The 23,757-nt window shown below is 37.1% G+C and carries 20 protein-coding genes; 9 read left to right on the top strand and 11 right to left on the bottom strand.

Going from position 1 to position 23,757, the window contains the following annotated elements; genetic code table 11:
* Positions 1–7: 7 nt before the first annotated feature.
* Positions 8–982, top strand: a complete 975-nt coding sequence (hemB, locus tag MRZ19_RS05090; RefSeq protein WP_291030999.1) for a porphobilinogen synthase — start codon at positions 8–10, stop codon at positions 980–982.
* Here hemB and MRZ19_RS05085 read toward each other — a convergent pair.
* From MRZ19_RS05085 to MRZ19_RS05075, 3 genes are all read right to left on the bottom strand, one after another.
* Positions 968–1,549 carry a TaqI-like C-terminal specificity domain-containing protein gene (locus MRZ19_RS05085; RefSeq protein ID WP_291030997.1) on the bottom strand — a complete coding sequence of 194 codons (582 nt, stop codon included), beginning with the start codon at positions 1,547–1,549 and terminating at the stop codon, positions 968–970. The two genes, hemB and MRZ19_RS05085, sit on opposite strands and share 15 nt — an antisense overlap.
* Positions 1,503–5,681 carry an Eco57I restriction-modification methylase domain-containing protein gene (locus MRZ19_RS05080; RefSeq protein ID WP_291030995.1) on the bottom strand — a complete coding sequence of 1,393 codons (4,179 nt, stop codon included), beginning with the start codon at positions 5,679–5,681 and terminating at the stop codon, positions 1,503–1,505. Before MRZ19_RS05080 ends, MRZ19_RS05085 begins: the two co-directional genes overlap by 47 nt.
* Positions 5,682–5,772: 91 nt before the next feature.
* The gene (locus MRZ19_RS05075; RefSeq protein ID WP_291030993.1) at positions 5,773–7,878 is read right to left on the bottom strand and encodes an RNA degradosome polyphosphate kinase; all 2,106 of its coding nucleotides are present in this window, start codon (positions 7,876–7,878) and stop codon (positions 5,773–5,775) included.
* 143 nt (positions 7,879–8,021) lie between these two features.
* On the opposite strand from MRZ19_RS05075, the gene purM reads away from it, so the two are divergent.
* From purM to MRZ19_RS05045, 6 genes are read left to right on the top strand one after another with little or no spacing between them, the layout of a single operon-like run.
* Positions 8,022–9,014, top strand: coding sequence for a phosphoribosylformylglycinamidine cyclo-ligase (gene purM / locus MRZ19_RS05070; protein ID WP_291030991.1), 993 nt, complete (start codon positions 8,022–8,024; stop codon positions 9,012–9,014).
* Between the two features lie 56 nt (positions 9,015–9,070).
* Complete coding sequence (locus MRZ19_RS05065) at positions 9,071–9,895, top strand: SH3 domain-containing protein (RefSeq protein WP_291030989.1); 825 nt, start codon at positions 9,071–9,073, stop codon at positions 9,893–9,895.
* 3 nt (positions 9,896–9,898) lie between these two features.
* Complete coding sequence (locus MRZ19_RS05060; protein ID WP_291030987.1) at positions 9,899–10,681, top strand: shikimate dehydrogenase; 783 nt, start codon at positions 9,899–9,901, stop codon at positions 10,679–10,681.
* Between the two features lie 43 nt (positions 10,682–10,724).
* Positions 10,725–11,105: a ribosome-associated translation inhibitor RaiA gene (gene raiA / locus MRZ19_RS05055; protein ID WP_291030985.1), complete on the top strand. Its 381-nt coding sequence runs from the start codon at positions 10,725–10,727 to the stop codon at positions 11,103–11,105.
* Positions 11,087–11,284 (top strand): sigma 54 modulation/S30EA ribosomal C-terminal domain-containing protein, encoded by a 198-nt coding sequence (locus MRZ19_RS05050; RefSeq protein WP_291030983.1) that lies wholly within the window; start codon positions 11,087–11,089, stop codon positions 11,282–11,284. Before raiA ends, MRZ19_RS05050 begins: the two co-directional genes overlap by 19 nt.
* Positions 11,262–12,500 carry a polynucleotide adenylyltransferase gene (locus MRZ19_RS05045; protein ID WP_291030981.1) on the top strand — a complete coding sequence of 413 codons (1,239 nt, stop codon included), beginning with the start codon at positions 11,262–11,264 and terminating at the stop codon, positions 12,498–12,500. Before MRZ19_RS05050 ends, MRZ19_RS05045 begins: the two co-directional genes overlap by 23 nt.
* Here the strand turns inward: MRZ19_RS05045 and MRZ19_RS05040 are convergent.
* Genes MRZ19_RS05040 through rfaD form a run of 4 tightly spaced genes read right to left on the bottom strand, consistent with a single transcriptional unit; the run spans position 12,477 to position 16,038 of the window.
* Positions 12,477–12,911, bottom strand: a complete 435-nt coding sequence (locus MRZ19_RS05040) for a hypothetical protein (protein WP_291030978.1) — start codon at positions 12,909–12,911, stop codon at positions 12,477–12,479. The genes MRZ19_RS05045 and MRZ19_RS05040 overlap by 24 nt on opposite strands.
* The gene (gmhA, locus tag MRZ19_RS05035; protein ID WP_291030976.1) at positions 12,912–13,472 is read right to left on the bottom strand and encodes a D-sedoheptulose 7-phosphate isomerase; all 561 of its coding nucleotides are present in this window, start codon (positions 13,470–13,472) and stop codon (positions 12,912–12,914) included.
* Between the two features lie 10 nt (positions 13,473–13,482).
* Positions 13,483–15,021 carry a D-glycero-beta-D-manno-heptose-7-phosphate kinase gene (gene rfaE1, locus MRZ19_RS05030; protein ID WP_291030974.1) on the bottom strand — a complete coding sequence of 513 codons (1,539 nt, stop codon included), beginning with the start codon at positions 15,019–15,021 and terminating at the stop codon, positions 13,483–13,485.
* A 3-nt stretch (positions 15,022–15,024) separates the two neighbouring features.
* Positions 15,025–16,038: an ADP-glyceromanno-heptose 6-epimerase gene (rfaD, locus tag MRZ19_RS05025; RefSeq protein WP_291030972.1), complete on the bottom strand. Its 1,014-nt coding sequence runs from the start codon at positions 16,036–16,038 to the stop codon at positions 15,025–15,027.
* A gap of 144 nt (positions 16,039–16,182) precedes the next feature.
* Here rfaD and MRZ19_RS05020 point away from each other — a divergent pair, with 144 nt between their 5' ends.
* Positions 16,183–16,992, top strand: a complete 810-nt coding sequence (locus tag MRZ19_RS05020; protein WP_291030970.1) for an HDOD domain-containing protein — start codon at positions 16,183–16,185, stop codon at positions 16,990–16,992.
* Between the two features lie 2 nt (positions 16,993–16,994).
* On the opposite strand, the gene ispG is transcribed toward MRZ19_RS05020, so the two are convergent.
* The 4 genes from ispG to MRZ19_RS05000 all read right to left on the bottom strand — a co-directional run bounded on the left by ispG (position 16,995) and on the right by MRZ19_RS05000 (position 21,971).
* Positions 16,995–18,080: a flavodoxin-dependent (E)-4-hydroxy-3-methylbut-2-enyl-diphosphate synthase gene (gene ispG, locus MRZ19_RS05015; protein ID WP_291031031.1), complete on the bottom strand. Its 1,086-nt coding sequence runs from the start codon at positions 18,078–18,080 to the stop codon at positions 16,995–16,997.
* A 9-nt stretch (positions 18,081–18,089) separates the two neighbouring features.
* Positions 18,090–20,267 (bottom strand): WD40 repeat domain-containing protein, encoded by a 2,178-nt coding sequence (locus MRZ19_RS05010; protein WP_291030967.1) that lies wholly within the window; start codon positions 20,265–20,267, stop codon positions 18,090–18,092.
* Positions 20,268–20,340: 73 nt separating this feature from the next.
* Complete coding sequence (gltX, locus tag MRZ19_RS05005; protein ID WP_291030965.1) at positions 20,341–21,735, bottom strand: glutamate--tRNA ligase; 1,395 nt, start codon at positions 21,733–21,735, stop codon at positions 20,341–20,343.
* A 92-nt stretch (positions 21,736–21,827) separates the two neighbouring features.
* A complete protein-coding gene (locus tag MRZ19_RS05000; protein ID WP_291030963.1) occupies positions 21,828–21,971 on the bottom strand; it encodes a hypothetical protein in 144 nt (47 codons plus the stop codon).
* Between the two features lie 91 nt (positions 21,972–22,062).
* Here MRZ19_RS05000 and MRZ19_RS04995 point away from each other — a divergent pair, with 91 nt between their 5' ends.
* On the top strand, positions 22,063–23,754 hold the full coding sequence (locus MRZ19_RS04995; protein WP_291030961.1) for an acetolactate synthase large subunit: 1,692 nt from the start codon (positions 22,063–22,065) through the stop codon (positions 23,752–23,754).
* Positions 23,755–23,757 lie beyond the last annotated feature (3 nt).

The raw sequence follows: 23,757 nt of genomic DNA, 5'->3' as shown, positions 1-23,757 counted from the left end.
GAATCCTATGTTTAAGCGTTTAAGAAGGGTTAGGCTAAATAGCGTGGTGCGGAATCTCATTGAAGAAAATAGCCTAAGGGTGCAAGATTTAATCTATCCTCTTTTTATCACACACGGAGAGAATGTTAAAAACGCTGTTGCAAGCCTACCTGATGTGTATCAATTGAGCATTGATAATGCGCTAAAAGAATGCGCTAAACTTAGTCAATTGGGGATCAATGCGATAATGCTTTTTGGGATTCCATCTCTTAAAGATAGCATAGGCTCTGAAGCACTAAGTGAGCAAGGCATTATTGCTCAAGCTTTGTGTGCAATCAAAGAGAAATTTCCGCATTTGCTCTTATGCGTGGATTTATGCTTTTGTGAATACACAGACCACGGGCATTGTGGAATCTTAAACCCAAAACTTCAAAGTGTAGATAATGATTTAACACTAGAGATTCTAAACCAACAAGCCCTTGTGCTAGCAAAAGCGGGTGCGGATTTGATTGCGCCAAGTGGAATGATGGATGGAATGATTCTATCACTGCGCCAAGCACTAGATGACGCAGGATTCTTACACATTCCCTTAATGAGTTATTCTACAAAATTTGCTAGTGGCTATTATGGACCTTTTAGAGATGTGGCACAAAGCACGCCAAGTTTTGGGGATAGAAAAAGTTACCAACAAAACCCTGCAAATCGTAGGGAAGCAATCCTTGAAAGCTTAGAAGATGAAGCGCAAGGGGCGGATATTTTAATGGTAAAGCCCGCCCTTGCTTACTTAGATATTGTAAGAGATATTAGAGAGAGAAGCTTACTTCCCCTTGCTGTGTATAATGTAAGCGGAGAATATGCGATGCTAAAATTTGCGCAAAAAGCCGGGTTGATTGATTATGAGCGCGTATTAATAGAAACAATGCTTTGCTTTAAGCGTGCGGGAGCGGATATTATCATTACTTATCACGCAAAAGAGATTGCAAAATTACTAAATGGAATTTAATTTATCTATTATTTCTATCTCATCGTTTGTAAGATTGTAGAGTTTATAGACTAAAGAATCGATTTTGGATTCCAACTTTTTTGTATCAATTGTAGAATCTTTTGCTTTAGATTCTAGGATTTTATCTACAAGCTTTACAACTTCATCGCACAGGGACTTATTGGATTTTGTGATTTGTGGGATAGGGAGATTTAATAAATTATTTGTTTTTAACTCTCCCTCAATCCCACCGCCCATATAAAAGCTTCGCATTGCAAAATATATAAACTTAGAATTTAAAAGCCCTGTAAGATATTTCATATTCTGCTCCTGCCCTGTGATGAGATTTGCTGGAGCTGGAGCAAAAAATCCTTTTTCTTCATACACAAAACAAGGCTCTTTTGCCATAATGCAAGGGTAAAGAATCTTCCCTTGACACACCCTTTGTGGGAGTTTTAGCCCCCCATAGAATCTAAAGGCTTCGCACAACTCTTTCTCAAAATTTTCTACAAGCAGTTTTGTAAGCTCTAGGTGTTTGCTATCAATGCTTGCTATAAGCAATAGAGCTATGATTGCCCCCCCCCCCACATTCTATAAGCTTTATTTCATCATCGCTTAAGTGATAGAGTTTGAAAACCATTGTATCAAGTTTGGATTCTAGCTCTTTTGTGTTCTTGCCTTGCTTTTTAGATTCTAGTATCTCTTGCACGATTTGTATAAACTCCGCTTCAGTTTTAGAATCCACTTTAGGAATTGGGAGTCGCTCTAAAAACGCCTTTTTATATCTATATCCACTCTCACCTAGCCCACCACCTGCATAAAATTTCTTAAAAGCATAAGTGATAAGTTTAGAATGCAAGATGCCCAAAAGATAATGCAAAGAGTGTGTAAGGTTTTCATTCCCACTTAGAATAAAGCTTGTCGCTTCTGCGTAAAAATTACCAAACTTAAACTCTCCACTATCTAAGTGAAACTGCGGCTCTTTTACAATCTCGCTATACACAATCTTTTCTTTTGCAAACTCTTCTAAATACGCACAATTTCTAAGGTTATAGGGTGTTATCCCTTTATCAGCTCTTTTGGCGATTTTATCCCAATGTGTGTCTAAATGTGCTTTTAGGGCGGGATAGTCGTTTATATCAATGGGTGGGATTTTGACTTTTTTAGATTCTGTGTTTTTGGCGATTCTAGTATCTTGCGTGAGATTTGTAGGTTGCTGAAGCTCCTGCAAAGATTGCGTAAAAGACGAATCGCTTGTAGTATAGCCATTGTGCGTGTTGATTATCCACAATTGCGCCCACTCATAGCTATATCTCTTAATATCTCTGCCACGCAAAATAGGCTTAATGAGTTGCTCTGTGCGTTCCCTTTCTGTAAGCATAATTTCGCCCTTGTCGTTGTGTTTGTGGATTGCCACGCCGACTTTGTCGCTTCGCAATGACAAAAAGGGCTTGAGAGAGGCTTGTGTATCATCACAATTGCGTAAAATCTCATCTCTTTTATTAGAATCTATAATAAAGGCTTCGTTATAGCCCGTTAGGATTCCACGATATATAGAAATATCCCATCGCTTTAGCGGTGTGCCGATGGCTTCAATTTTAGCTTTAAGGGCGGCGGTGGCAGTATCTTGGAAAATGAAGCTTTCTGCACTTAGGCTAGATTGTAAAAGGCGTTTTGGTGTGATGTGCCTTTGGAGCGGGGCTTTACTTTTAGTGTCGTAGTCTTTGGGATGTGCGTAGTAGAAAGTGTGTTTAGAATCTTGGTTTTTTGCTTTGATAAAGCTTAGGATACTTGTATCCACAGAGGCAGAGTCAAAGACTTTTATACCATTTAGCTCTATGTAGTAAAGCAGGCTTGTGTTTTTGAGTAGAAATTCTCTTAAAGGCTCACCATATCCTGCTCGGCAGTATTTATTGCTTGTGATAAAGCTTAAGATTCCATTGTGTTTTAGAATCTTGTGTCCTTGCTCGTAGAAGTAGGTGTAAATATCGCTTGTGCCTTTGTAGATTCTAAAGGCTTTTTGAAGTTGTGGTTTTAGGTGCTTTATCTCTTCTTGGCGGATATAAGGCGGATTGCCTATGACTAAATCAAAGCCTAGAAAGTCGCTTTGATTATTCTTGTGCAGATTTTTGAAATTTCCTTTTTGCTTGTTTTTATTATTACTTACTATTTGTTCTTGCGTTAGCCCTGTGTCTAATAGCTTTGAAAACTCTATACGCCATTCAAATGTTTTAAAAATTTTATTGTGTTCTTTTTTGAGATTCTCTAGTGCTTGTTGGGCTTTTTCTTTATCAACTTCATTTGTTCGTGGAAAAAGTCCGTTGATTCTCACATTATTTTTTAAAAACTCATAGTGTTCTGAGAGTTCATCTATTCCATATTTCTCATAATTTTTTGAATACTCATCACACTTTTCACTCAGTTGCAATAACTCTTCTTTAAATTTTGTAGCGAGATGGATTTGCAAGATATCTTTTTTCGCCTTCTTTATCTTTTCTATATGGTCATCTCTATTTGTGTAACGACAATTAAAATAATCGCTTTCTAGCCTTTGGTATTCCTTGATTTTTTCCTTAATATTTATAAGGAGCGGATCAAAGATTGGCAAATATGAAGTAAGGGCGTTACCGCATTTAATATTTATATCAATATTTGGTAGGGTTTCTAGCTTGTGAATGTTGGAATCTAATTTGCCATTTTCAAAAATATAATAACTATTTTTTAGCAACTCTATCCATAGTCTTAAACGCGCAATTTTACAGCTAATAGGGTTTATATCCACACCAAAAAGACAGGATTCTATGATTTGTCTTTTAAGAGTAAAAAGGGCTTTTTGGTTTTTATGGTTTTGCTCTTCCTCGCTTTTTGGGCGTTTATAGTGGAATCCTTGCTTTAACGTGTCGTTTTCTATCTTTAAACTAACATCTTTTAGCCCAGAAAGTGTGAAATAATCAAAGTAATAGCATAGATAGTTTAAAGCTGAGGCTAGGAAATGCCCACTGCCAACAGATGGGTCACAAACCCTTATAGAAAGAAGTGCTTCTTTTAGTTTATCCCTTGCCTGTGTGTTACCACTTTTTAGCTCAAGTTTTAAGTATTCTCTAGCATTTTCTAAATCCTGCACATTTGCACTAAAGAGTTTATTAAACTTCTCTAAAATGATTTTTTCTAAAGCTTCTTTACACATATATTCTGTGATAAAGCCGGGCGTGTAAAAGCTACCTTCTTTAAAGCCATTTAGCTCTTCAAACACAAGCCCTAAAATCCTAGAATCCATAGCATTATCACTATCGGTGATTTCGTCTTTTTCTTGTGTCTTTTGTTGTGTTTGTTTGTCTTGCTTAGTCTTCACTCGTTTTTCAAAGTCTTTGTCAAAGTCAAAGGCGTTTAAAAAGTCAAAAAGATATGCTAAAAATGGAAGTTTATCTGTGATTTTCTTGTGAGTGTTTATATCACGCACTTGGGTGTTTCTATAAGGCACTATGTCAAAATTATCCAAGTCTTTAATGGAGAAATGGGATTCTAATTTTTTTCTAAGAAACAAAGATGAGTTAAGATAGGGGAGATAATTAAAGCCCTTATCCCTTTGTCTTTCCTTATAATGTTTAGCCAACACTTCAAAAAATAAATGCTCCAAAGTTTTAAAATCTTTAATTTTCTCCTTTGTTAAAAAAGCTTGGAATCCATTTTTACTATTAAAGTGGCTTAGATTTGTCTCAATCAGTTTTAAGAATAAGATTCTATTTAACCATACAATGAGTAACTCCATAGATTTATCAAAAAGCTCTAGGGAATCGCTTGGCTTTTTTGTCAATTTTGCTTGGATTATTTTAATAAAAGAAATATTTTGTTCTGTGTCTATTTCTATCTTATTTGTTTTAGAATCTTGCTTAAGCCCTAGAACAAAAAGCAATTCATCAAAAAACTTTTGATTTATGCGGTTACTATCTGGGCGATATTCAGCAAATAAATAGTTTTTATGAAAAACTTTAAAAATATTTTTATATTTTTCACAATCGCTTTCAAAAAGTCTTAAATCAATATGCAAGCCATAAAGGAATCTATCAAAAAGATTTGTTGCGCATATCCCTTGAAAAAACGCATCAGAAAAAAGTGCTTTTTCAATTTCTTCGTAAAAATCTTGATTGTTAGAAATAACACTACCCTTTTTATTTTTATTCTCATAAATTTTTTTAATACAAGGATTTTTATAAAAAAGTTTTTCAAATTCTATTGCTTTAAAGATATAAAAATTAAAAAAATCAGTAAGGATAATAAACTTTAAATCCACATTGCCATTTTCGCGTTCTCTTATGTAGTAGAGTATGGCTTCACGCATTGCTTTAGCCGTGGTGTTTTGTGCGCTAAACATTTCACTGCGATTATCTGGCTTTTTTGCTTCAAAAATCACTTCTACATTTTCATTTGTAAGAACTAAATCTATGGTGCTATTTTGATTTTGTTTGCTTTGGTGGTATTGCGCTTCAACGCAGCCTTTAAAACCTACATTTTCTAAAAATGGTAACAAAGCATTTGATACAAGCCAAGATTCAGACTTTGCATCTTTGTGGTTATAAATCTGTGTAAGATATTCTAAAACGCTATTTTTAAAAGTTTGAAACTCCACCTTGTCAATGCTTTGCTTATAATAAAGCGGATTGAGATTCTCCTCTAAACTCTCTTTTTCAAAGATTAGTCTTGGTTGTATTGCTTTTGACATTTTATGCCTTATTGTTTTAAATGCATTACTTTTAATCTTGCTTAAAAGTTGGAATCCAAAATGCGATTCCAACTTTTTTATGGGGGGGATTTTAACTCTCTTTAAACATTCTGCTTGCAAGCTTTTTTGCTTTTACTGCACGCTCTTCTTGCTTAAGAGAAGAATACAATGCATTTGTGTGTTCCTCTAACATTTTTTGACTATTCATAAGTTTTTCATTTTCTTTTGGAGCTAGCTTTGTGTATTCTCCATTAGGATTTAATGCGTGTGCTTTAGCATTATCTTCACTTTGGATTTTTATGATTCCAAAAAGCTTATTGGCTAATGCCTCATCAAAAATTGGCGTCATCAACTCCACGCGTCGCTCTAAATTTCTTGGCATTAAATCCGCACTTGCAAAGTAGATTGGCACTTCTGCGTGTTTAAAGTAATAAATCCTTGCGTGCTCTAAATATTTGCCTACAATAGAAATCACACGGATGTTTTCACTTACTCCCTTAATCCCAGGTCTTAAGCAGCAGATTCCACGCACAATTAAATCAATCTTAACCCCCGCATTAGAAGCTTTATAGAGTGCTAAAATCACATCGGTATCCACAATAGAATTTGCCTTTAAAATAATCCGTCCTTCACTTCCCATCTTAGCTTCATTTTCAATTAAATCTAAAATTTTTGGCTTGATTTGTAAAGGTGCTGCAAGCAATGCATTGAGTTTAGATTTATGCGAGAATCCAGAGAGATTATGGAAGAACTTTGTCGCATCTTGCGTAAAATCGCGCTTAGAAGTCATATAACTAATATCAGTATAAATTTTTGCTGTGCTTGGATTATAATTGCCTGTGCTTAAATGCACATACTCACGCAATTCTTTGCCGATACTTTTAATCACTAGGGCAATTTTTGCGTGCACCTTAAGCCCCGGAACTCCATAAATCACGTGCGCTCCAGCGGATTCTAATGCTCTTGCCCAGTGGAGATTATTCTCTTCATCAAAGCGTGCTTTTAACTCTACAAGGGCAGTTACTTGCTTGCCATTTTCAGCTGCTTCAATGAGTGCTTTGACAATGGGTGAATTTTTACCGACGCGATAAAGTGTCATTCTAATAGAGAATACATCAGGATCTTTTGCAGCACTTTGGATGAAATTCACCACAGGATCAAAACTCTCATAAGGCTGAAAGCTTAAAATATCTTGGCTATCAAGCACAGAAAAAATATTTGCGTTAGAGTCAAGGGGGGCAAGAATCTTAGAAGAGTAGCTTGGGAATGTGAGTTTTGCGAAGTTTTTATTCCCCACAATCTCCCAAAGAATATTAGAATTCATTGGTATTTCGCACTCATAAATATCCTCTGGCGTAACTTGAATGTATTGTGTAATAAAGTTTTTTAACTCATCATCGTTAGTTTTTCCAATCTCTAAACGAATAATCTCCCCTTTTCTACGCGATTTTAGTCCCTCCGTCATTAATGCCATAAAATCATCGCCCTCTTCTTCTTCAATCTCCATATCCGCATTCCTTGTTACCCTAAATGCGCTCCAACTTAGCACTTTAAAGCCCGGAAATAGCTCATTTGTAAATTCTGCCACAATAGAATCGGTATAAAAATAAGTGTCTCCTAAACGCACAAATCCCGGAAGCATTCTTGAAATGCGCGTCATTCCAAATTTAATTTCACTAGGATTGTCTAAATTTTGCAGCTTCAAAGCTAACACATAGCTAAGATTATTTAAATGTGGAAAAGGATGCGTTGCATCTACGGCAATTGGGACGACAATAGGATAAAGATGGTTTAAAAAATATTGTTGCAAGTCTTGCTTTTCTTGTTTATTGCCTTGCGCATAAGTTTTAATGTGCAATCCAAGCTTACTAAGCTCCTCTTTAATTGCAAAATAGCAAGCCTCCAAACACTTTTTTTCATCCTTTAAATAACTTCTAATGTGTTCTAATTGATCTTTTGGTGTTAGCCTATCAGGACCGCTCTCTGTAATGCCAGCACCATAAAGCCCTTTTAATCCTGCCACACGCACCATATAAAATTCATCTAAATTTGTGCCATAAATTGCGATAAACTTAAGCCTTTCTAAAAGCGGATTATTTGTCTCTTGCGCTTCGCTTAAAACGCGTGTGTTAAAGCGTAACCAAGATAACTCCCTATTGATAAAATTACTTGCTTTATTTAAAGAATTTTGCGCCATAACAACCCCTTTCTAGGAAATTTATCCTATTATATATGCTATTGTGTTAAAACCGCCTTGAATGCTTGTAGAAATGCTAGAATTTCTAAGCTTTAAGTTGCTTTTGTGTATGATTGTGTTTTGAAATTGCTTTGGGATTAAAAATGGATAAACTAAACTACAAAGATTCTGGTGTAGATATTGCTGAAGGAAATGCGCTAGTAGAAGACTTAAAAGGGCTTGTAAAACAAACTTTTAGCCCAAATGTATTAGGCGGAATCGGTTCTTTTAGTGGTGCATTTTTGCTGCCTAGTGGTTATAAAGAGCCAGTCCTCTTAGCTGCCACAGATGGTGTTGGCACAAAGCTAAAGTTAGCCATTGATAGTGGAATCCTAAATAGCGTTGGGATTGATTTAGTTGCAATGTGTGTGAATGATTTAATTTGTAATTTTGCAACGCCTATGTTTTTTTTGGATTATTATGCCACAGGAAAGCTTGATAAAAATGCTGCATTGCAGGTGATTAGTGGAATTACACAGGGTTGCTTAGAAGCACAATGTGCGCTAATTGGCGGAGAGAGCGCAGAAATGCCCGGAATGTATCAAGGCAAAGATTTTGATTTAGCAGGATTTGCAGTGGGGATTGCTGAGAGAGAAGTTGTAGAGCGACCATCTCAAGCAAAAAAAGGAGATGTGTTAATTGCCCTTCCAAGTAGTGGAATCCATTCTAATGGCTACTCTTTGGTGCGTAAAATCTTAAAGAAGCACGCTATCAATTTGGATTCCAACTTTGAAGGAAAACCCTTAATTGAAACTCTACTTGCGCCAACAAAAATTTATGTTCAAACCTTTAAAAAACTTCAAAGCAAAATTAAAGCCCTAGCGCACATCACAGGAGGAGGGCTCATTGAAAATCTCCCACGCGCCTTGCCAAATGGTGTGTGCGCAAAAGTGATTGAAAAAAACATTCAACCATTGCCAATTTTTGAAATGCTTTGCCATTATGTGCAAGACGCAGATAAATACAGGACATTTAATATGGGTGTTGGAATGGTGCTAATTGTGGATTCTAAAGATGCAGATTTTGTTGTCAAGGAATCTGGTGGCTATCTCTTAGGAATGCTTGAGAGTGGAGAAAAAAGCTTGGAGTTTGTGTAAAATATGATTTTTTGCTATAATCCAGCCTAAAATCCTAACAAGAGAATAAACGCTAGATGCTTGAGAGCCTAAAAAAGATTCTAAAGGTTTATCCTTTACCTATTTTTGTATTATTATTAACCTTTGTAGCGTATTACTCAGCTTTTGAATTTTTAAAGCAAAAAGAATCCACACAAGCCCCCATCTCTCAAGAAGAGTCTATGCAAAGTATTCTAAGCGCAGAAACCTCACAAGAAATAATGCAAGAAATTCCAAAAGAAGCAGAAACGCCAGATAGCCAAATGCGCATAGAAGAGCCATTAACAATACCTCAGCAACTTCCAGAAACTAAGCCTATTGTGTATCTAACAAGTGCGGTAAAATCGCTAAATATCCGCCAAGACACAAACACACAATCTGCTATTGTTGGCAAGCTCACTCCTGCACAAATGGTTTTAAGCCTTGATGAAAAAGATGGTTGGATTTTGCTTGCGGATTCTAATACGAAAGAACCTATTGGTTGGGCATTGAAGCGTTTTATCGCAGAAGTAGAAGCTCCACAAAGTATTGCAGAAACAATGCAAAATTTAGATTCCCAAATGGCAGACTTAAAAGCCACACAAAGTGTGGAATCCCAAAATGTAGAATCCAAAATAGATTCTAATCTTACAAATCCTAAAACACCAGAAATTCCACAACAAACAACGCTTTATGCCTCCAGAGTGCCAAGCTTAAACATTAGAGAAGCCCCTAGCACAGAAGCTAAAATCCTAAATAAACTCACACCAAACGATGCAGTTAGCATTGCAGAAGAGAATGGGAGCTGGGTAAAAATCCAAGATTCTAATGCTAGCGGTAAGAACGGATGGGTTGTGCGCCGCTCGTTGATTTTACGCAATTAGTCTATGCAATTTGCAGTTATTGGCAATCCCATCTCCCATTCACTCTCCCCTATCCTACACAATTACGCCTTTAAAATGCTAGGAATCTCTGGCTTTTATGGACGCTATTTATTAAAAGAAAATCAATCCTTCTACCACCTAAGAAGTTTGCATTTAAAAGGCGCAAATGTTACTTTGCCCTTCAAAGAAATCGCCTTTAACTCTTGTGATGCAACCTTTGGAATCGCGCGTGATATTGGGGCTGTTAACACCATTGTCTTTGAAAAAGGCAAAATGCTAGGATACAATACCGATGCTTTAGGATTCTATCTTTGCATTGAAAATTTAGCCCCAAAAAATGCTCTAATTATTGGTGCTGGAGGCTCTGCAAAAGCGATTGCACATCTCTTAAAACAAAAAGGAATCGCTGTTACACTCCTTAACCGCTCTAAAGAGCGACTAAAAGGTTTTAAAGATTTTGAGTGTTTTACCTTTGAAGATTTTATCCCTAAAAATACTTATGACATTATTATTAACACCACTCCAGCGGGGCTTACAAATGACGCTCTCCCCTTGCAAAAAGAACATTTAACCCCCATTATGCAAAGCGCACTCCTAGCCTTTGATTTAGTCTATGGCAAAGAAACGCCTTTTTTGGCACTTGCAAAATCCTTAAACATAACAACTTCTGATGGCAAAGCAATGCTGATTAATCAAGCCATTTTAGCCTTTGAAATTTTTATGGAATCCCAAAGCATTGCATTTGATGCAAAAATTTTACGCAAAAGTATGCAGCATATTCTTTAATGTGCTACAATAACTCTCACTTCATAAAAAGGAGAAAGAAAATATGCACACAACCATTACCTCCCGTCACTTTGAACTTACCCAAGCAATGAAAAACTATATCTTAAGCCTTACACAAAGCCTTGAAAAATATCAACTTGATATTCTTAGTGTGCGCATTATTGTAACTTACCAAGAAAAAAAAGGGAGCAAAAAGGGCGAGAAAAAGAAAAAACGCTCCTTTGGCATTGATATTACACTATCCTTAGCGCATTCTAATACGCTTGTAATTAACCAAATTGATAAGGATTTCTATGCGGCTGTGGATTTAGCAATTGGTAGAATGCACAAGATTCTACGCCGTTACCACGATAAGCACAATAAGAAATTTGCCACTCGGACGCAAGATTTAATGGTAAGCACAATTTGCACGATGAAGCCCTAGCAAGCAAGGGCGAAGATGAGATTGTGCCGATGGATTTAGATTTGCACAAGCCTTTGGACATTGAATATGCGCTAGAACGCTTAAAAAGCAGCTCCCAGCAGTTTTTTGTCTTTAACGATAAGGATTCTAAAATGCGCGTTCTTTACAAGCGGATTGATGGAAAATACGGACTTTACTAAAAAAATCTATCTTGTTGGTGGGGCTGTGCGTGATGGGTTACTTAAGCTAGCCCTTAAAGATAAAGATTATGTGGCAGTGGGCTTTAGCGAAGAGGATTTTGCACATTTGCCTAAAGTTGGCAAAAGCTTTCCTGTTTTCTTACAAAAAGATGGTTCTCAAATTGCCCTAGCAAGACGCGAGAAAAAGACGCAGCACGGCTATAATGGCTTTAGCGTAGAAACGCAAAATGTAAGCCTTTATGAAGACTTAAAACGGCGTGATTTAAGCATTAACGCCATTGCTTTTGAGGAAAGCACGCAGACTTACTATGACCCCTTTAATGGCATTAAAGATTTAAAAAACAAAACCCTACGCCACATTAGTTTAGCTTTTTGTGAAGACCCTTTGCGCGTGCTTAGGATTGCAAGACTCCGCACTAAACTTGGAGTAGAATGGAAAATCCACAAAAGCACAAAAGCTTTAATCTATAAAATGCGCGATGAGTTATGCTATTTAGAAAAAAATCGTGTGTATAAAGAAGTAGAAAGCGCACTCTTAGGGGAAAACTCCCATTTATTTTTTGAAAGCCTTTTTGAACTTGGCGTGCTTGATAAAATTTTCCCTAGCATTTACGCACTCACTACTTTAAAAGCAGAGAATTTGCATCCCCTAGAAGCATCCGTTTTTGCGCACACAATGGAAGTCCTAAAGCACACAGAATCTCAAAAAAACTCCAAACAACGCTTGGTTTTAAAGTTTGCTGCACTCTACCACGACATTGCAAAGCCCTATTGTTATCGCAATTTTGGCAACTCACAAGGACACGATGCTTTAAAAATTATTACTTCGCTTTTAGATATTGCAATCCCAAATGCGATCAAAAAGCCTATGTTACTTTTAATCCAAAACCACATTAAAATCCCCTTGCTTCCACAAATGCGCCTTAGTCAATGCGTGGCGTTTTTTGACTCTTACAAAAAAGATTCCACATTGCTAGAACTCCAAATTGCCTTGCTTTTAGCTGATAAACAAAAACAGATAAGCCAAAAATTTTTGGATTCCAACTTTTTAGACTTTAAAGAAACTTTACTAAATACCTTTAATGCGCTTTTAAACTATTCCCCAAAAGAATGGATTGCACAAAACAATCCCAATCCAAAGGCTATAAAAACACACATTTTAAAAGAAAAAATGAGAATCTTAAACAAGCATTTATCCCTTCAAAAATCCCTTTAAATCCCCGCTAAATCCAGCAATCTTCACACACTCTAAACACAATGCTAAAGGCTTGTCGTTAAAGAATTTAATCTGCACCTTATGGGAATAAATCCCTAGAAAAAAGCGCAAATCATAAGCAAGCACGGCTAAAAAATCTGAATTTTTTAAATTCTGCAAACAATCTCTACAACCACACAAATGCACGCAAGGTGCTCCTTGATTTCTAAAAACAATTTCTTGGACTTTTGCTTGGTAAAGTAAAACCTTTTGATACTTGTTGTTAGGATAGTGAAAATAAATTCCATTTGCATCTGCATTTAAATCGCTAAAATCTGCTTGGATTCCACCATTTTCTAACTGCTTAAAGAGTGCGTTTTGCAGAGAAAATCCATCACTAGAACATACAGAAATGATTTTTTCAAAAAACATCTAATAGCTTTTTTCAATCAAATCACAAAGAATATGCCCCATTAAAATGTGCATTTCTTGGATTCTTGGCGTATCATCACTAGGAGAGATTAATAGCACATCACAAAGTTTGCGCATAGCCCCACCATCTCTACCGCTAAAGCCTAAAGTCTTACAGCCCATTTTGCGTGCCTTTTCTAGTGCATTTAGCACATTTTTACTATTTCCACTTGTAGAGATTCCCCATAGCAAATCCCCCTCCCTTCCCAATGCTTCAAGCTGCCTAGAAAACACATAATCATAGCCATAATCATTGCCAATAGCCGTAAGAGCACTAGTATCTGTTGTAAGTGCAATTGCGCTTAAGCCTTGTCGCTCTTTTTTATAACGCCCTGCAAGCTCCGCTGCAATGTGCTGTGCATCTGCTGCACTTCCACCATTGCCACAAACGAGAATCTTATTCCCCTTCTTTAGCGTGTCAATTGCCATTTTTGCTGCAATCTCTAAAGTGGGCACTAGAGATTCCATCTTTTGCGCACTTTGCAAATGCGCTTGTATTTCGCTTAAAATTAATGTTTGCATTGCAATTCCTTTATAAATTTTTAATTTTTTGGATTAAATTAGTCGTGCTTTTGCCCTCCACAAAATCAATCAAACGCACTTCCTTGCTAAATTTTGCGCCCACAACTTCCTTATTTTTATAATCCGCACCCTTGACAAGCACATCAGGGCGGATTTTTGCAATGAGCTCCTCTGGCGTATCTGTGTCAAACACCACCACAAAATCCACGCATTCTAAGGCGCAAAGTTGTGCGATTCTATCCCTCTGGCAATTCACAGGACGCGCATTTCCTTTTAAGCGTTTAATGGAAGCATCGTTATTTAATCCAACAATTAACAAATCTCCTAATTTACGCGCCTTGTGGAGATAATCCAAATGCCCTAAATGCAAAAGATCAAAACAACCATTGGTAAAAATCACCTTAAACCCTTCTTGCTTTAGCTTTTCTAAAGTTTTTAAAAAGGGAATAAATTCGTCTTGTTGAATCCATTTATCCCTATAAAAATTAAGCACCTTGCGCTTTAAAATCTTACTGACTTGGGAATTGAAACCAAAATTCTCCTGCTTAACATCAAAGATTTTTAAAAATTCCGCATTTGCAAGTGTGGAATCTAAAAGATTATTGCGCTTTAAATGCGCCAAAATCTCTTGCTTGCTTGCTGTTGCTGAACCTAGCTTGCTAACGACCACAGCAGCAGCTGCATTTGCAAAATACACGCTTTGAGAAATAGGCTTACCTAAGGCTAACATATAGGCAAGTGATGCAATCACCGTGTCTCCAGCCCCCGTTACATCAAAGACTTCCCGCGCAATAGTTGGAATCCTTTTTATCTCTTTTGCGGCACTTTCTCTAAAAGCGATTCCATCTTCGCTAAGCGTGATTAAAGAAATCTCTAAATCACATAAATCTTGCAAGCACACAAGGGCTTCTTTTAAGCTAGCTTCATCGCCAATTGTAATACTAGTGGCTTCTGTGGCTTCCTTTTTGTTAGGCGTTAGAAGTGTCGCGCCCTTGTATTTTGTATAATCCCTGCCCTTTGGGTCGGCTAGGATTTTTACGCCTTTACTTTTTGCTAGAGCAATTAAGCGTTGTGTAAGCTCCACACTTAGCACACCTTTTTGATAATCACTTAACACAACGCACGCAATGTTGGAATCCAAAATCAATGCTTCTGTGAACTTTAAAATAAATGCTTCGGCTTCTTTAGTAATTTGTGTTTTATCTTCCCTATCCACACGCACAACTTGCTGGTGTCCAGCGATAATGCGCGATTTTTGCGTGGTTGGGCGATTTTTTTCAAAAAAGATTCCATCTGTGTGGATTCCTAACTTTTCTAACTCCGCTTTTAGCGTGCTTCCTGCTTCATCTTTCCCTGCAATTCCACAAATCCAAACGCTAGAATCTAAACCCACAAGATTGCTAGCAACATTGCACGCACCGCCTAAATTTAAGGATTCTTTTTTTACATCAATGACTTGCACAGGGGCTTCTGGCGAAATGCGCTCACAATTCCCCCAAATATAATGATCCAAAATCAAATCCCCAACAACTAAAATCTTTGGCTTCACTTCTTATCCTACAATTGCATCCCACAAGCCATTTGCGTGGATTTCCTTAATTTTAAGCAAATAATCTCTCACCCCATATTCTAAAGAAAAGCGCGGAGCGTAGCCTAAAAACTCCTTTGTTAGCGTAATATCCGCCTCTGTGTGTGTTTGAAAAAACGCATAAGGATTGTCAAAATACTCCACTGCAAACTCGCCTAAATTCTCTTTTAAGCAAGCAATAATATCATTAAAAGAGCGTGCATTGCCACTTCCTACATTATACACACCGCTTTTTTTAGATTCCATTGCTTTAATGTTTGCTTGAATCACATCTTCAATATACACAAAATCACGCTTTTGCTCCCCTTTTTTAAACAAGCGCACCCTTTTTTGCTTCAAAGCTTGTAGCCCAAGCTGTAAAACCATTGAAGCCGTTTTGCCCTTATAGACTTCCTTGTTTCCATACACATTAAAATAACGCAAGCCCACAATGCTTAAATTAGGATATTCCTCCAAATATTTTTGCGTAAGATTGTCCATCATAAGCTTTGAAAACCCATACACATTTTCTGGAATCTCACCGCTGCCTATGCGATTTGGTGCAGGGGAGTTTCCATACACACCCGCACTTGAAGCATAAATCATTTTTACCCCTTGATGCACACATAAATTTAGCAAGTCCTTGTAAGCATTAACATTTGTGCGTAAAATCTCTTCTTGATGAATTATTGTCGTATCAGAAATTGCCGCTTGATGAAAGATATAATCAAAATTATAGGTTTCCAATCTCTCTAAATCCGCTTTATTTGTAATATCCCCAACAATCACTTCACCTTTAAAATCTAATAAATTCTTAAAATGTCCAAGCGATTTAAAATGCCCATTGCTAAAGGTTTTCTCACTTCTAAAACTATCAAAAACAACTACCCGCGCCCTATGGTGTTTTTGAAAATAAAGTGCTAAATTTGAACCAATAAATCCAGCCCCACCTGTAATGAGAATCCTTTTGCCCTCTAAAGAATCATCAATGTATTGCATTGCATTTCCTAAAAATTCTTAAAATAACTCTTAGGATTATAACAAAAACCCTACAATATTGCGCCAATTAAGGTTCAAAAATAGATATTTTATGTTATATTTATAAAAACTTTATTGCATTTATATTTTTTGAGAGTTATTATAATGAAAAGTCTTATTAGTGCTGATATTGAAGCACTTCCTCCCTTGCCACAAACCATTGTTGCACTTCAAAAAATTTGCCTAGACGAAGAAACAACGATCAAGCAAGTTACTAGCATTATTGAAAAAGACCCCTTTTTGACAGCAGAATTGATTAAATATGCAAACTCCCCCATTTATGGTTACACGCGAAAAATCCACTCTGTTTTTCAAGCCGTTTCTATGTTTGGAATTTCCACAGCAAAAGGGCTAGCTATTGCAAGTGCGGTAAAGGCAAGCTTTCAGATTGATTTAAGTCCCTATAGCATTAACACCAAGCAATTTGTTAATGTTGCAAATTTAAAAAGCGCATTTTTATTCCAATGGTATCAAGATAAAAAAGAGTTATTAGGAATCTTAATGCCTTGTGCACTTGTAATGCATATTGGAATGGTAATCATTACAGATTGCGTGAAAAAGAAAAACAAAGAACAAGAGTTTGTGCAAAAATTTAACCCCCAAGCCTTTATAGACTCAGAAAACACATTTCTTAATTGCAATCAATTTAAAATTTTAGAGCTTTTGTTTGAGCATTGGAACTTTGAACGTACAATGGTGCAAACTGCGCACTATCTCTTAGAAGATGAACCGCCAAAAGATTTAGAGCCCTACATTTATCCCTTAAGAGTGATAAATGCACTCATTAGCCCTTTTAGCATTGCAGAGCAGACACAAATTAACACTGCCTTGCAATACATACGCCACTACAAATTAGATATGGATTCCTTTAATGCCACTCTTAAAAATATTAAGTTGCTACAAGAGTCAATGTAGCTTTATTTGCCTTCTTTCTTAGCTTGCAACATTTCACCTTCTGTCTTTACCACTTCTTTAATAAACACATCAATAAGCTCCTCTTGCTTATACTTACCAACAATCTCACCTTTTTTAATCACAAGCCCATCTCCATTCCCAAAGGCAATGGCGACATCAGCGTGCTTTGCCTCCCCTAGCGCATTCACAGCACAACCCATAACAGAGAGTTGCATTGGTGCGGTAATTTTTGGCATCCTTTGCTTTAATTCCTTTAAAATCGGCACTAAATCTGCTTGCAATCTCCCACAAGTAGGGCAAGAGATATAAGTAATGCCTTCCTTTTGCCGCCCACTATAACGCAAGATTCCACGCGCAACTTCAATTTCTTTCTCTAACTCCCCCGTGATTGACACGCGCATCGTATCTCCAATGCCCTCCATTAAAAGCCCACCTAAAGCCATAGAGCTTTTAAGCATAGAAGATTCTAAATCGCCAGCTTCCGTAACGCCTAAATGAAAAGGATATTCCACTAAAGGACGCAGCATTCTATACGCTGCCATTGTGCGCTCCACATCGCTTGCTTTTAAGGAAACTTTAAGATTTGTAAAACCAAAATCTTCTAAAAGCTTAATGTTATAAAGGGCGGATTCTACCATTCCCTTAGGTGTTGCGCCATACTTTTTTTCAAATTGCTTCTCTAAACTCCCAGCATTCACACCAATTCTAATAGGAATCCCCCTTTCTTTGCACGCATCAACAACAGCTTTAATCTTTTCTTTTGAACCAATATTGCCGGGATTTATGCGGATACAATCCACACACTCAGCGGCAATTAGCGCAAACTTATAGCGGAAGTGAATATCAGCAACAAGGGGCAGGGAAACCATCTTTTTAAGTGTTTTTAGTGCATTTGCATCCTCACTATCACTCACAGCAACACGCACAATATCGCAACCTGCAAGTTGCAAACTATCAATTTGTGCTTTTGTTATCTCTAAATCAGAAGTCTTGCTAAAAGTCATACTCTGCACAGAAATGGGCGCATCGCCTCCTATTAACACATTTCCTACTGCAATTTGCTTTGTTTTATAGCGTTGTTTGATTATGGATTCCAACTATTTACCTTCTTCTTCGTGCTGATGTAAAGGCTGTTCATTAATAGATAGCAAAGAGTCTGCTATGATTGTGCTAAGATAGCCTTTGGGATTTCCATCAAAGGGAATGCTATCTAGTTCATTTTGCAAACCCATTTCATAAACAACCTTCTTAAGCTCTTCATCTTTACCATAACGCTCAATATAATATTGAAAAGTTTCTTTCCAAGAAATGTTTTCTAGCGCACCTTCTTTGCCCGGAGCATTTTTTGAAAATTCCGCCAAATACGCAATCTTTAAAATTGCTGCAATTTTATCAATCCAGCAGTCAATGTGCAAATAATCCTTTAGATGATCTAGCACATTCTTACCATTGCCTACAACAGCAAAACTAAAGGCGATCTTTTCGTGTTCCTTAAAGGTGTCGTATAGAATCTTATATTCAGGCATTGAGCGCAACTCATAATGCTCCTCTGCAAGCTTGAAAGCTTCACTTAACTTATTTTCACTGCACGCTTGGGAGAAGTTTTGCTTAAGTTGAATAGTTTCAATTTTAGAATTTGCAATATTTTTAAAAGGTGCCATAGAAGCTAACAATTTGCACATTTCAAGAGCTTTTGCAAAATCAGTTTGATTCTCTAACGCATTGATTCTTTGGACAATTTGATCGCCAATAAAAAGCGCACTTTTATAGATAAGCACATCTTTTAAAAATGGAAAGCGTTCAGTCATTTTGAAGTATTCTACAAAATTTTTTGCGCGGTATTCTTTGTCGGCTTGCACATATTTATCGCTATTTCTAAGCAACATCATCACAGAATCCTTTTTGCATTTTGCCAAAGCAAAAGGACGCAATAAGTCCTGCGCTTTTGCCAAATTTCCTTTTGGATCTTGGAATAATAAGCGTTTGCAAACTTCAAAAGTTTTATTCCATAAATTCTCCACTTCTTCATAAGCAATTGTGTCTTTAAGATACGAATGTTGCTCACTTAAGCGATAAGCTTCCGCATAGTTTTTTGCTTCCAATGCATCCATAAACTTTGCTGTAAATTCCTTTTGCTGCCAATAATAATCAAACTCTTCTTTTTTTGCTTTGTCTAGCATAAAAGGTTCAATAACAGCCGTTGCCTCTTGCATTTGATCCTTTGCTAACAAATCAATTGCCTTTGCTAAAGCCTCTTTCCATTGCGATTCCAACTTCTCGCAATATGCACGCATTGTTTTTAAAAAAATATTTTTTTCTTGAATCACGCTAAGCGCACCCTTTAAATCATCTTTGTTTAAAAGTTCAAGCATTTCTTCGCGCGCTGCATCAATATCTACAATTTCTACCACACCATCAGAATATCCAATGTAAAGCAAATTTTTGTCAAAACGCATTGTGGTGATTCCGCTTTGTTCTAGAGTTATGGATTCTATTAACACATTATCACTTAAACGGATAATTCTAAGCTGTTTATCCTTCCCCCCTACAATAGCAAAGTCTTCTTCGGGTAATTTATGGCAAATTGTTAGCCAAGCTCCCTGTAAAAAAATCTCACTTTCAATCCTATCTTCTGTGATATTATAAATCAAAGCTTTTCCCTCTTTTGTTACGCAAAATAGCTTTGTATTTTCTGCATAAAAAAAGGCATCTTCAATTAAATATTCCACTTTAAGTGTGGCAACTTGTGTGTTTTTAAGGCTATTAAAAATCGTTGCATTCTTGTCAAAAGATGCAGAAAAAATCAAACTATCATCTTCGCTAAAAACGATAGAAGAAATCGTATCTGGAAGAGGTGGAAGACTAAAGACAAGCTGATAATTATCCGCTGAATACACAAGTACACGCCCATCTTCGCCACCGGTAGCTAGCAAGCTATCATCGCAAGAGTAGGCAATTTTTGAAATTTGGAGTTTTTGCCAAGTCAGCTGTGCAATGGGTGCAATCTCTGGGGTGGTATTAATAACGATTCCTTTTGTTGCCTTAGCAAATCCCATAGCAACTTTAGAAGTGCCATAAGAAACTGCAACAGCCTTGCTAAAATGGTGCAAAGATTCTAAATCTTTTCCTAATTGCAATGCTTTGTCAATCACATAATCTTCTTTTGAGAATCGAGAAACATTATAAAAATTATCCACACAAATAACAGAATCCTTATCAATTCCAATCCCCAAGGCACTTCCAACAAGTCTCATCTTTGTTTTTATCGGAAACATCGCAAACTCCTATCCCAAAAAATCCTAGCAAATGATAATTATACTCTTTTCTCTTTTAAAGTCTGTTTTAGCACTACTTTAAACTCTCAATTGCCTTTAAAATCCGTTCCTTTGTCTCCTCAACACCTAATGTAGCAATAAGCGGCGCAATTCCAACGCCCCCGCTTCTTCCTAATAGAGCATAGCGCAAAGGCATAAATAAGCTTTTTGCCTTTAATCCTTGAAAATCCGCAAATGCTGCAATCTCACTCTCTACTTCTTGTGGCGTTTCTAAAGGTTTTTTAAGTGTGTTTAAATACACAAGAAACTCTTTAAAAAAATGGATATTTTCCTCGCTTTTGACTTTTTGGTGCATTTTTTCATCAAAGGATTCCACAGGTTTTAGACACTCTTGTAAAATGCAAACGAATTCCACTAAAGTCTTTGAACGCTCTTTAATCTCAGGATACAAAATCTCTTGCGCCTTTCCACTAGGCACATTTGCGCCATAAAAAGGTAGAATCGTATTTAGCGATTCCTTATCTAGCGCATTTAAATAATGCGCATTTAGCCAAAGCAGTTTTTCTGCATTATAAGAGGAAGGGGAAGAATTTAGAGCATTTGGATTAAAAAGCTCTAGCATTTCTTGCATTGAAAAAATTTCTTTATCGCCATAACTCCAACCTAAACGCACTAAAAAATTTAAAAGTGCTTGGGGTAAATATCCTAAGTCTTTATATTCCATTACACCCATTGCACCATCGCGTTTGCTTAATTTTTGCCCTTGTGGGTTTAAAATCATAGGCACGTGAAAAAAGCGTGGTACTTCAAATCCTAATGCTTCATACACCACAATTTGTTTAGGCGTGTTGCTTAAATGGTCATCGCCACGAATCACATCGCTAACACCCATAAGCGCATCATCAATTGCAACAACAAAATTGTAAGTTGGCACTCCATCGCTTCTTGCGATAATAAAATCATCTAACTCTTTTGCATTAATGCGCATTTCCCCTTTTATGCTATCTTTAAACACAATCTCACCCTCAAGGGGAGCTTTGATTCTAACAACAGGCTTCACACCCTCTGGTGGCGTGCCACTAAAATCCCTATAACGCCTATCATACTTCCACACTTGCCCCTTTGTTTCTGCTTCTTTGCGCTTAATGTCTAATTCCTCTTTTTGCATATAGCAATAATATGCCTTCCCCTCCTGCAATAAACGCTGCACATACTCCGCATACAGCGCAAATCTTTGGCTTTGATACACCACTTCGCCATCATAATCCATTCCCACCCAATCAAAGGCTTGGATAATTGCATCTTTAGCATCTGTGGAATTGCGTGCTAAATCTGTATCTTCAATGCGCAATAAAAACTTCCCCCCATTTGCCCTAGCATATAAATAATTAAAAAGTGCCGTGCGTAAACCTCCAATATGCAAATAACCCGTAGGAGATGGTGCAAAACGCGTGACAATATTACTCATAAATGCTCCTTATAAAGCAATCTTAAAATGTGGAATCTTATCTTAAAGATTCTAAAATTCTTCCCTTAAAATTACAGAATGCGAAAAACAAATCACATTGCGCCCCTGCTTCCTTGTGCATCCTTAATTATTTGATTGATAAAATCCTCTAAATTTTGTGCAATTAAGTTTTCAATGCTTGTAATTTGTGTAACAAAAAATTGATTAAAATTTCCCAAAGATATTCCTAATACCATCTAATACCCTAAATATTTATTTGCTTAGAATCTTAAAAGCGTTGTTAAAGTTTTGTTAAAGTAGAATCAATAAAAATTATTAGGAATATTTATGCGCTTAAATGGTTCTGAAATGGTGATGCACGCCCTTAAAAACGAGGGTGTAAAGGTTGTTTTTGGCTATCCCGGTGGGGCTGCACTAAATCTTTATGATGAGATTTATAAGCAAAATTTCTTTGAGCATATTTTAATCCGCCACGAACAAGCAGCCGTGCACGCAGCAGATGGTTACGCAAGAGCAAGTGGTGAAGTGGGGGTTGCTATTGTTACAAGTGGACCGGGCTTTACAAACACAATCACTGGAATCGCAACTGCCTATATGGATTCCATTCCCTTAGTCATTATTAGCGGGCAAGTGCCTACAAGTCTTATTGGCACAGATGCGTTTCAAGAAATTGATGCTGTGGGAATCTCACGCCCTTGCACAAAGCATAACTATCTTGTCAAAAGCATTGAAGAGCTCCCTAGAATCTTAAAAGAAGCCTTTTATATCGCAAAAAGCGGACGCCCGGGACCTGTGCATATTGACATACCCAAAGACATTAGCGCAACAATGGGTGTTTTTAATTATCCTAGTGAAATTAAACTACAAACCTACAAACCCACATACAAAGGAAATTTAAGGCAGATTAAAAAAGCAGCACAAGTGATTAAAGACTCTAAAAAGCCTTTGCTTTATCTTGGTGGTGGAGCAATCACATCAGGAAGTGCTAGCATTATCAAAGAGCTATGTGAAACCACACAAATTCCAGCCATTGAAACACTAATGGCGCGCGGAATCCTACCCCATAATCATCCCAATTTAATCAGTATGGTAGGAATGCACGGAAGCTATGCTGCAAATATGGCAATGAGCGAAGCAGACTTGCTAATTGCACTTGGTGCGCGCTTTGATGATAGGGTTACAGGAAAGCTTAGTGAGTTTGCAAAATATGCACAAATCATTCACATTGACATTGATCCAAGTAGCATTAGTAAAATTGTGAATGCAAATTATCCTATTGTTGGGGATATTAAGAATGTTTTAGAGGAGCTATTACCGCTTTTACAAAAAGACTATAATCCTAAATCCACGCTTGCTTGGAGAGAACAATTAGAACGCTATGACAAACTCCATCCCTTAAGCTATAAGGATTCCACAATTCCGTTAAAACCACAATGGGTGCTTGAAAAACTAGGCAAAATGCTAGGCGACTCTGCCCTTATTAGCACGGATGTCGGACAGCATCAAATGTGGGCAGCACAATTTTATCCCTTCACCTATCCTAGACAATTTATCACAAGTGGAGGATTAGGCACTATGGGCTTTGGCTTACCTGCTGCAATGGGGGCAAAAAAGGCATTCCCTGATAAAATTTCCATTAACATTAGCGGCGATGGTTCAATTTTAATGAATATCCAAGAGTTGATGACTTGCTCTGTGTATGGAATCGCTGTGATTAATATCGTATTAAACAATAATTACTTAGGAATGGTAAGGCAGTGGCAAACCTTCTTTTATGAGAATCGCTATTCTGAAACAAATTTAGAGCAACAGCCGGATTTTGTGAAACTTGTAGAATCCTTTGGTGGTTATGGTAAGGTGTGCCACACAAAAGAGGATTTTACAAATGCACTCCAAGAGGCAATTGCTTCTAATAAGCCAGCATTGCTTGATGTGCGTATTGATAGAATGGAAGATGTTTTGCCAATGGTGCCAACAGGCGGTGCATTGTTTAATATGATGCTAGAGTATAAGGAGTAAGCA

This window comes from Helicobacter sp., from assembly GCF_022770205.1.
Classification (GTDB): domain Bacteria; phylum Campylobacterota; class Campylobacteria; order Campylobacterales; family Helicobacteraceae; genus Helicobacter_D.
This window is presented reverse-complemented; position numbering and strand designations above follow the sequence as displayed.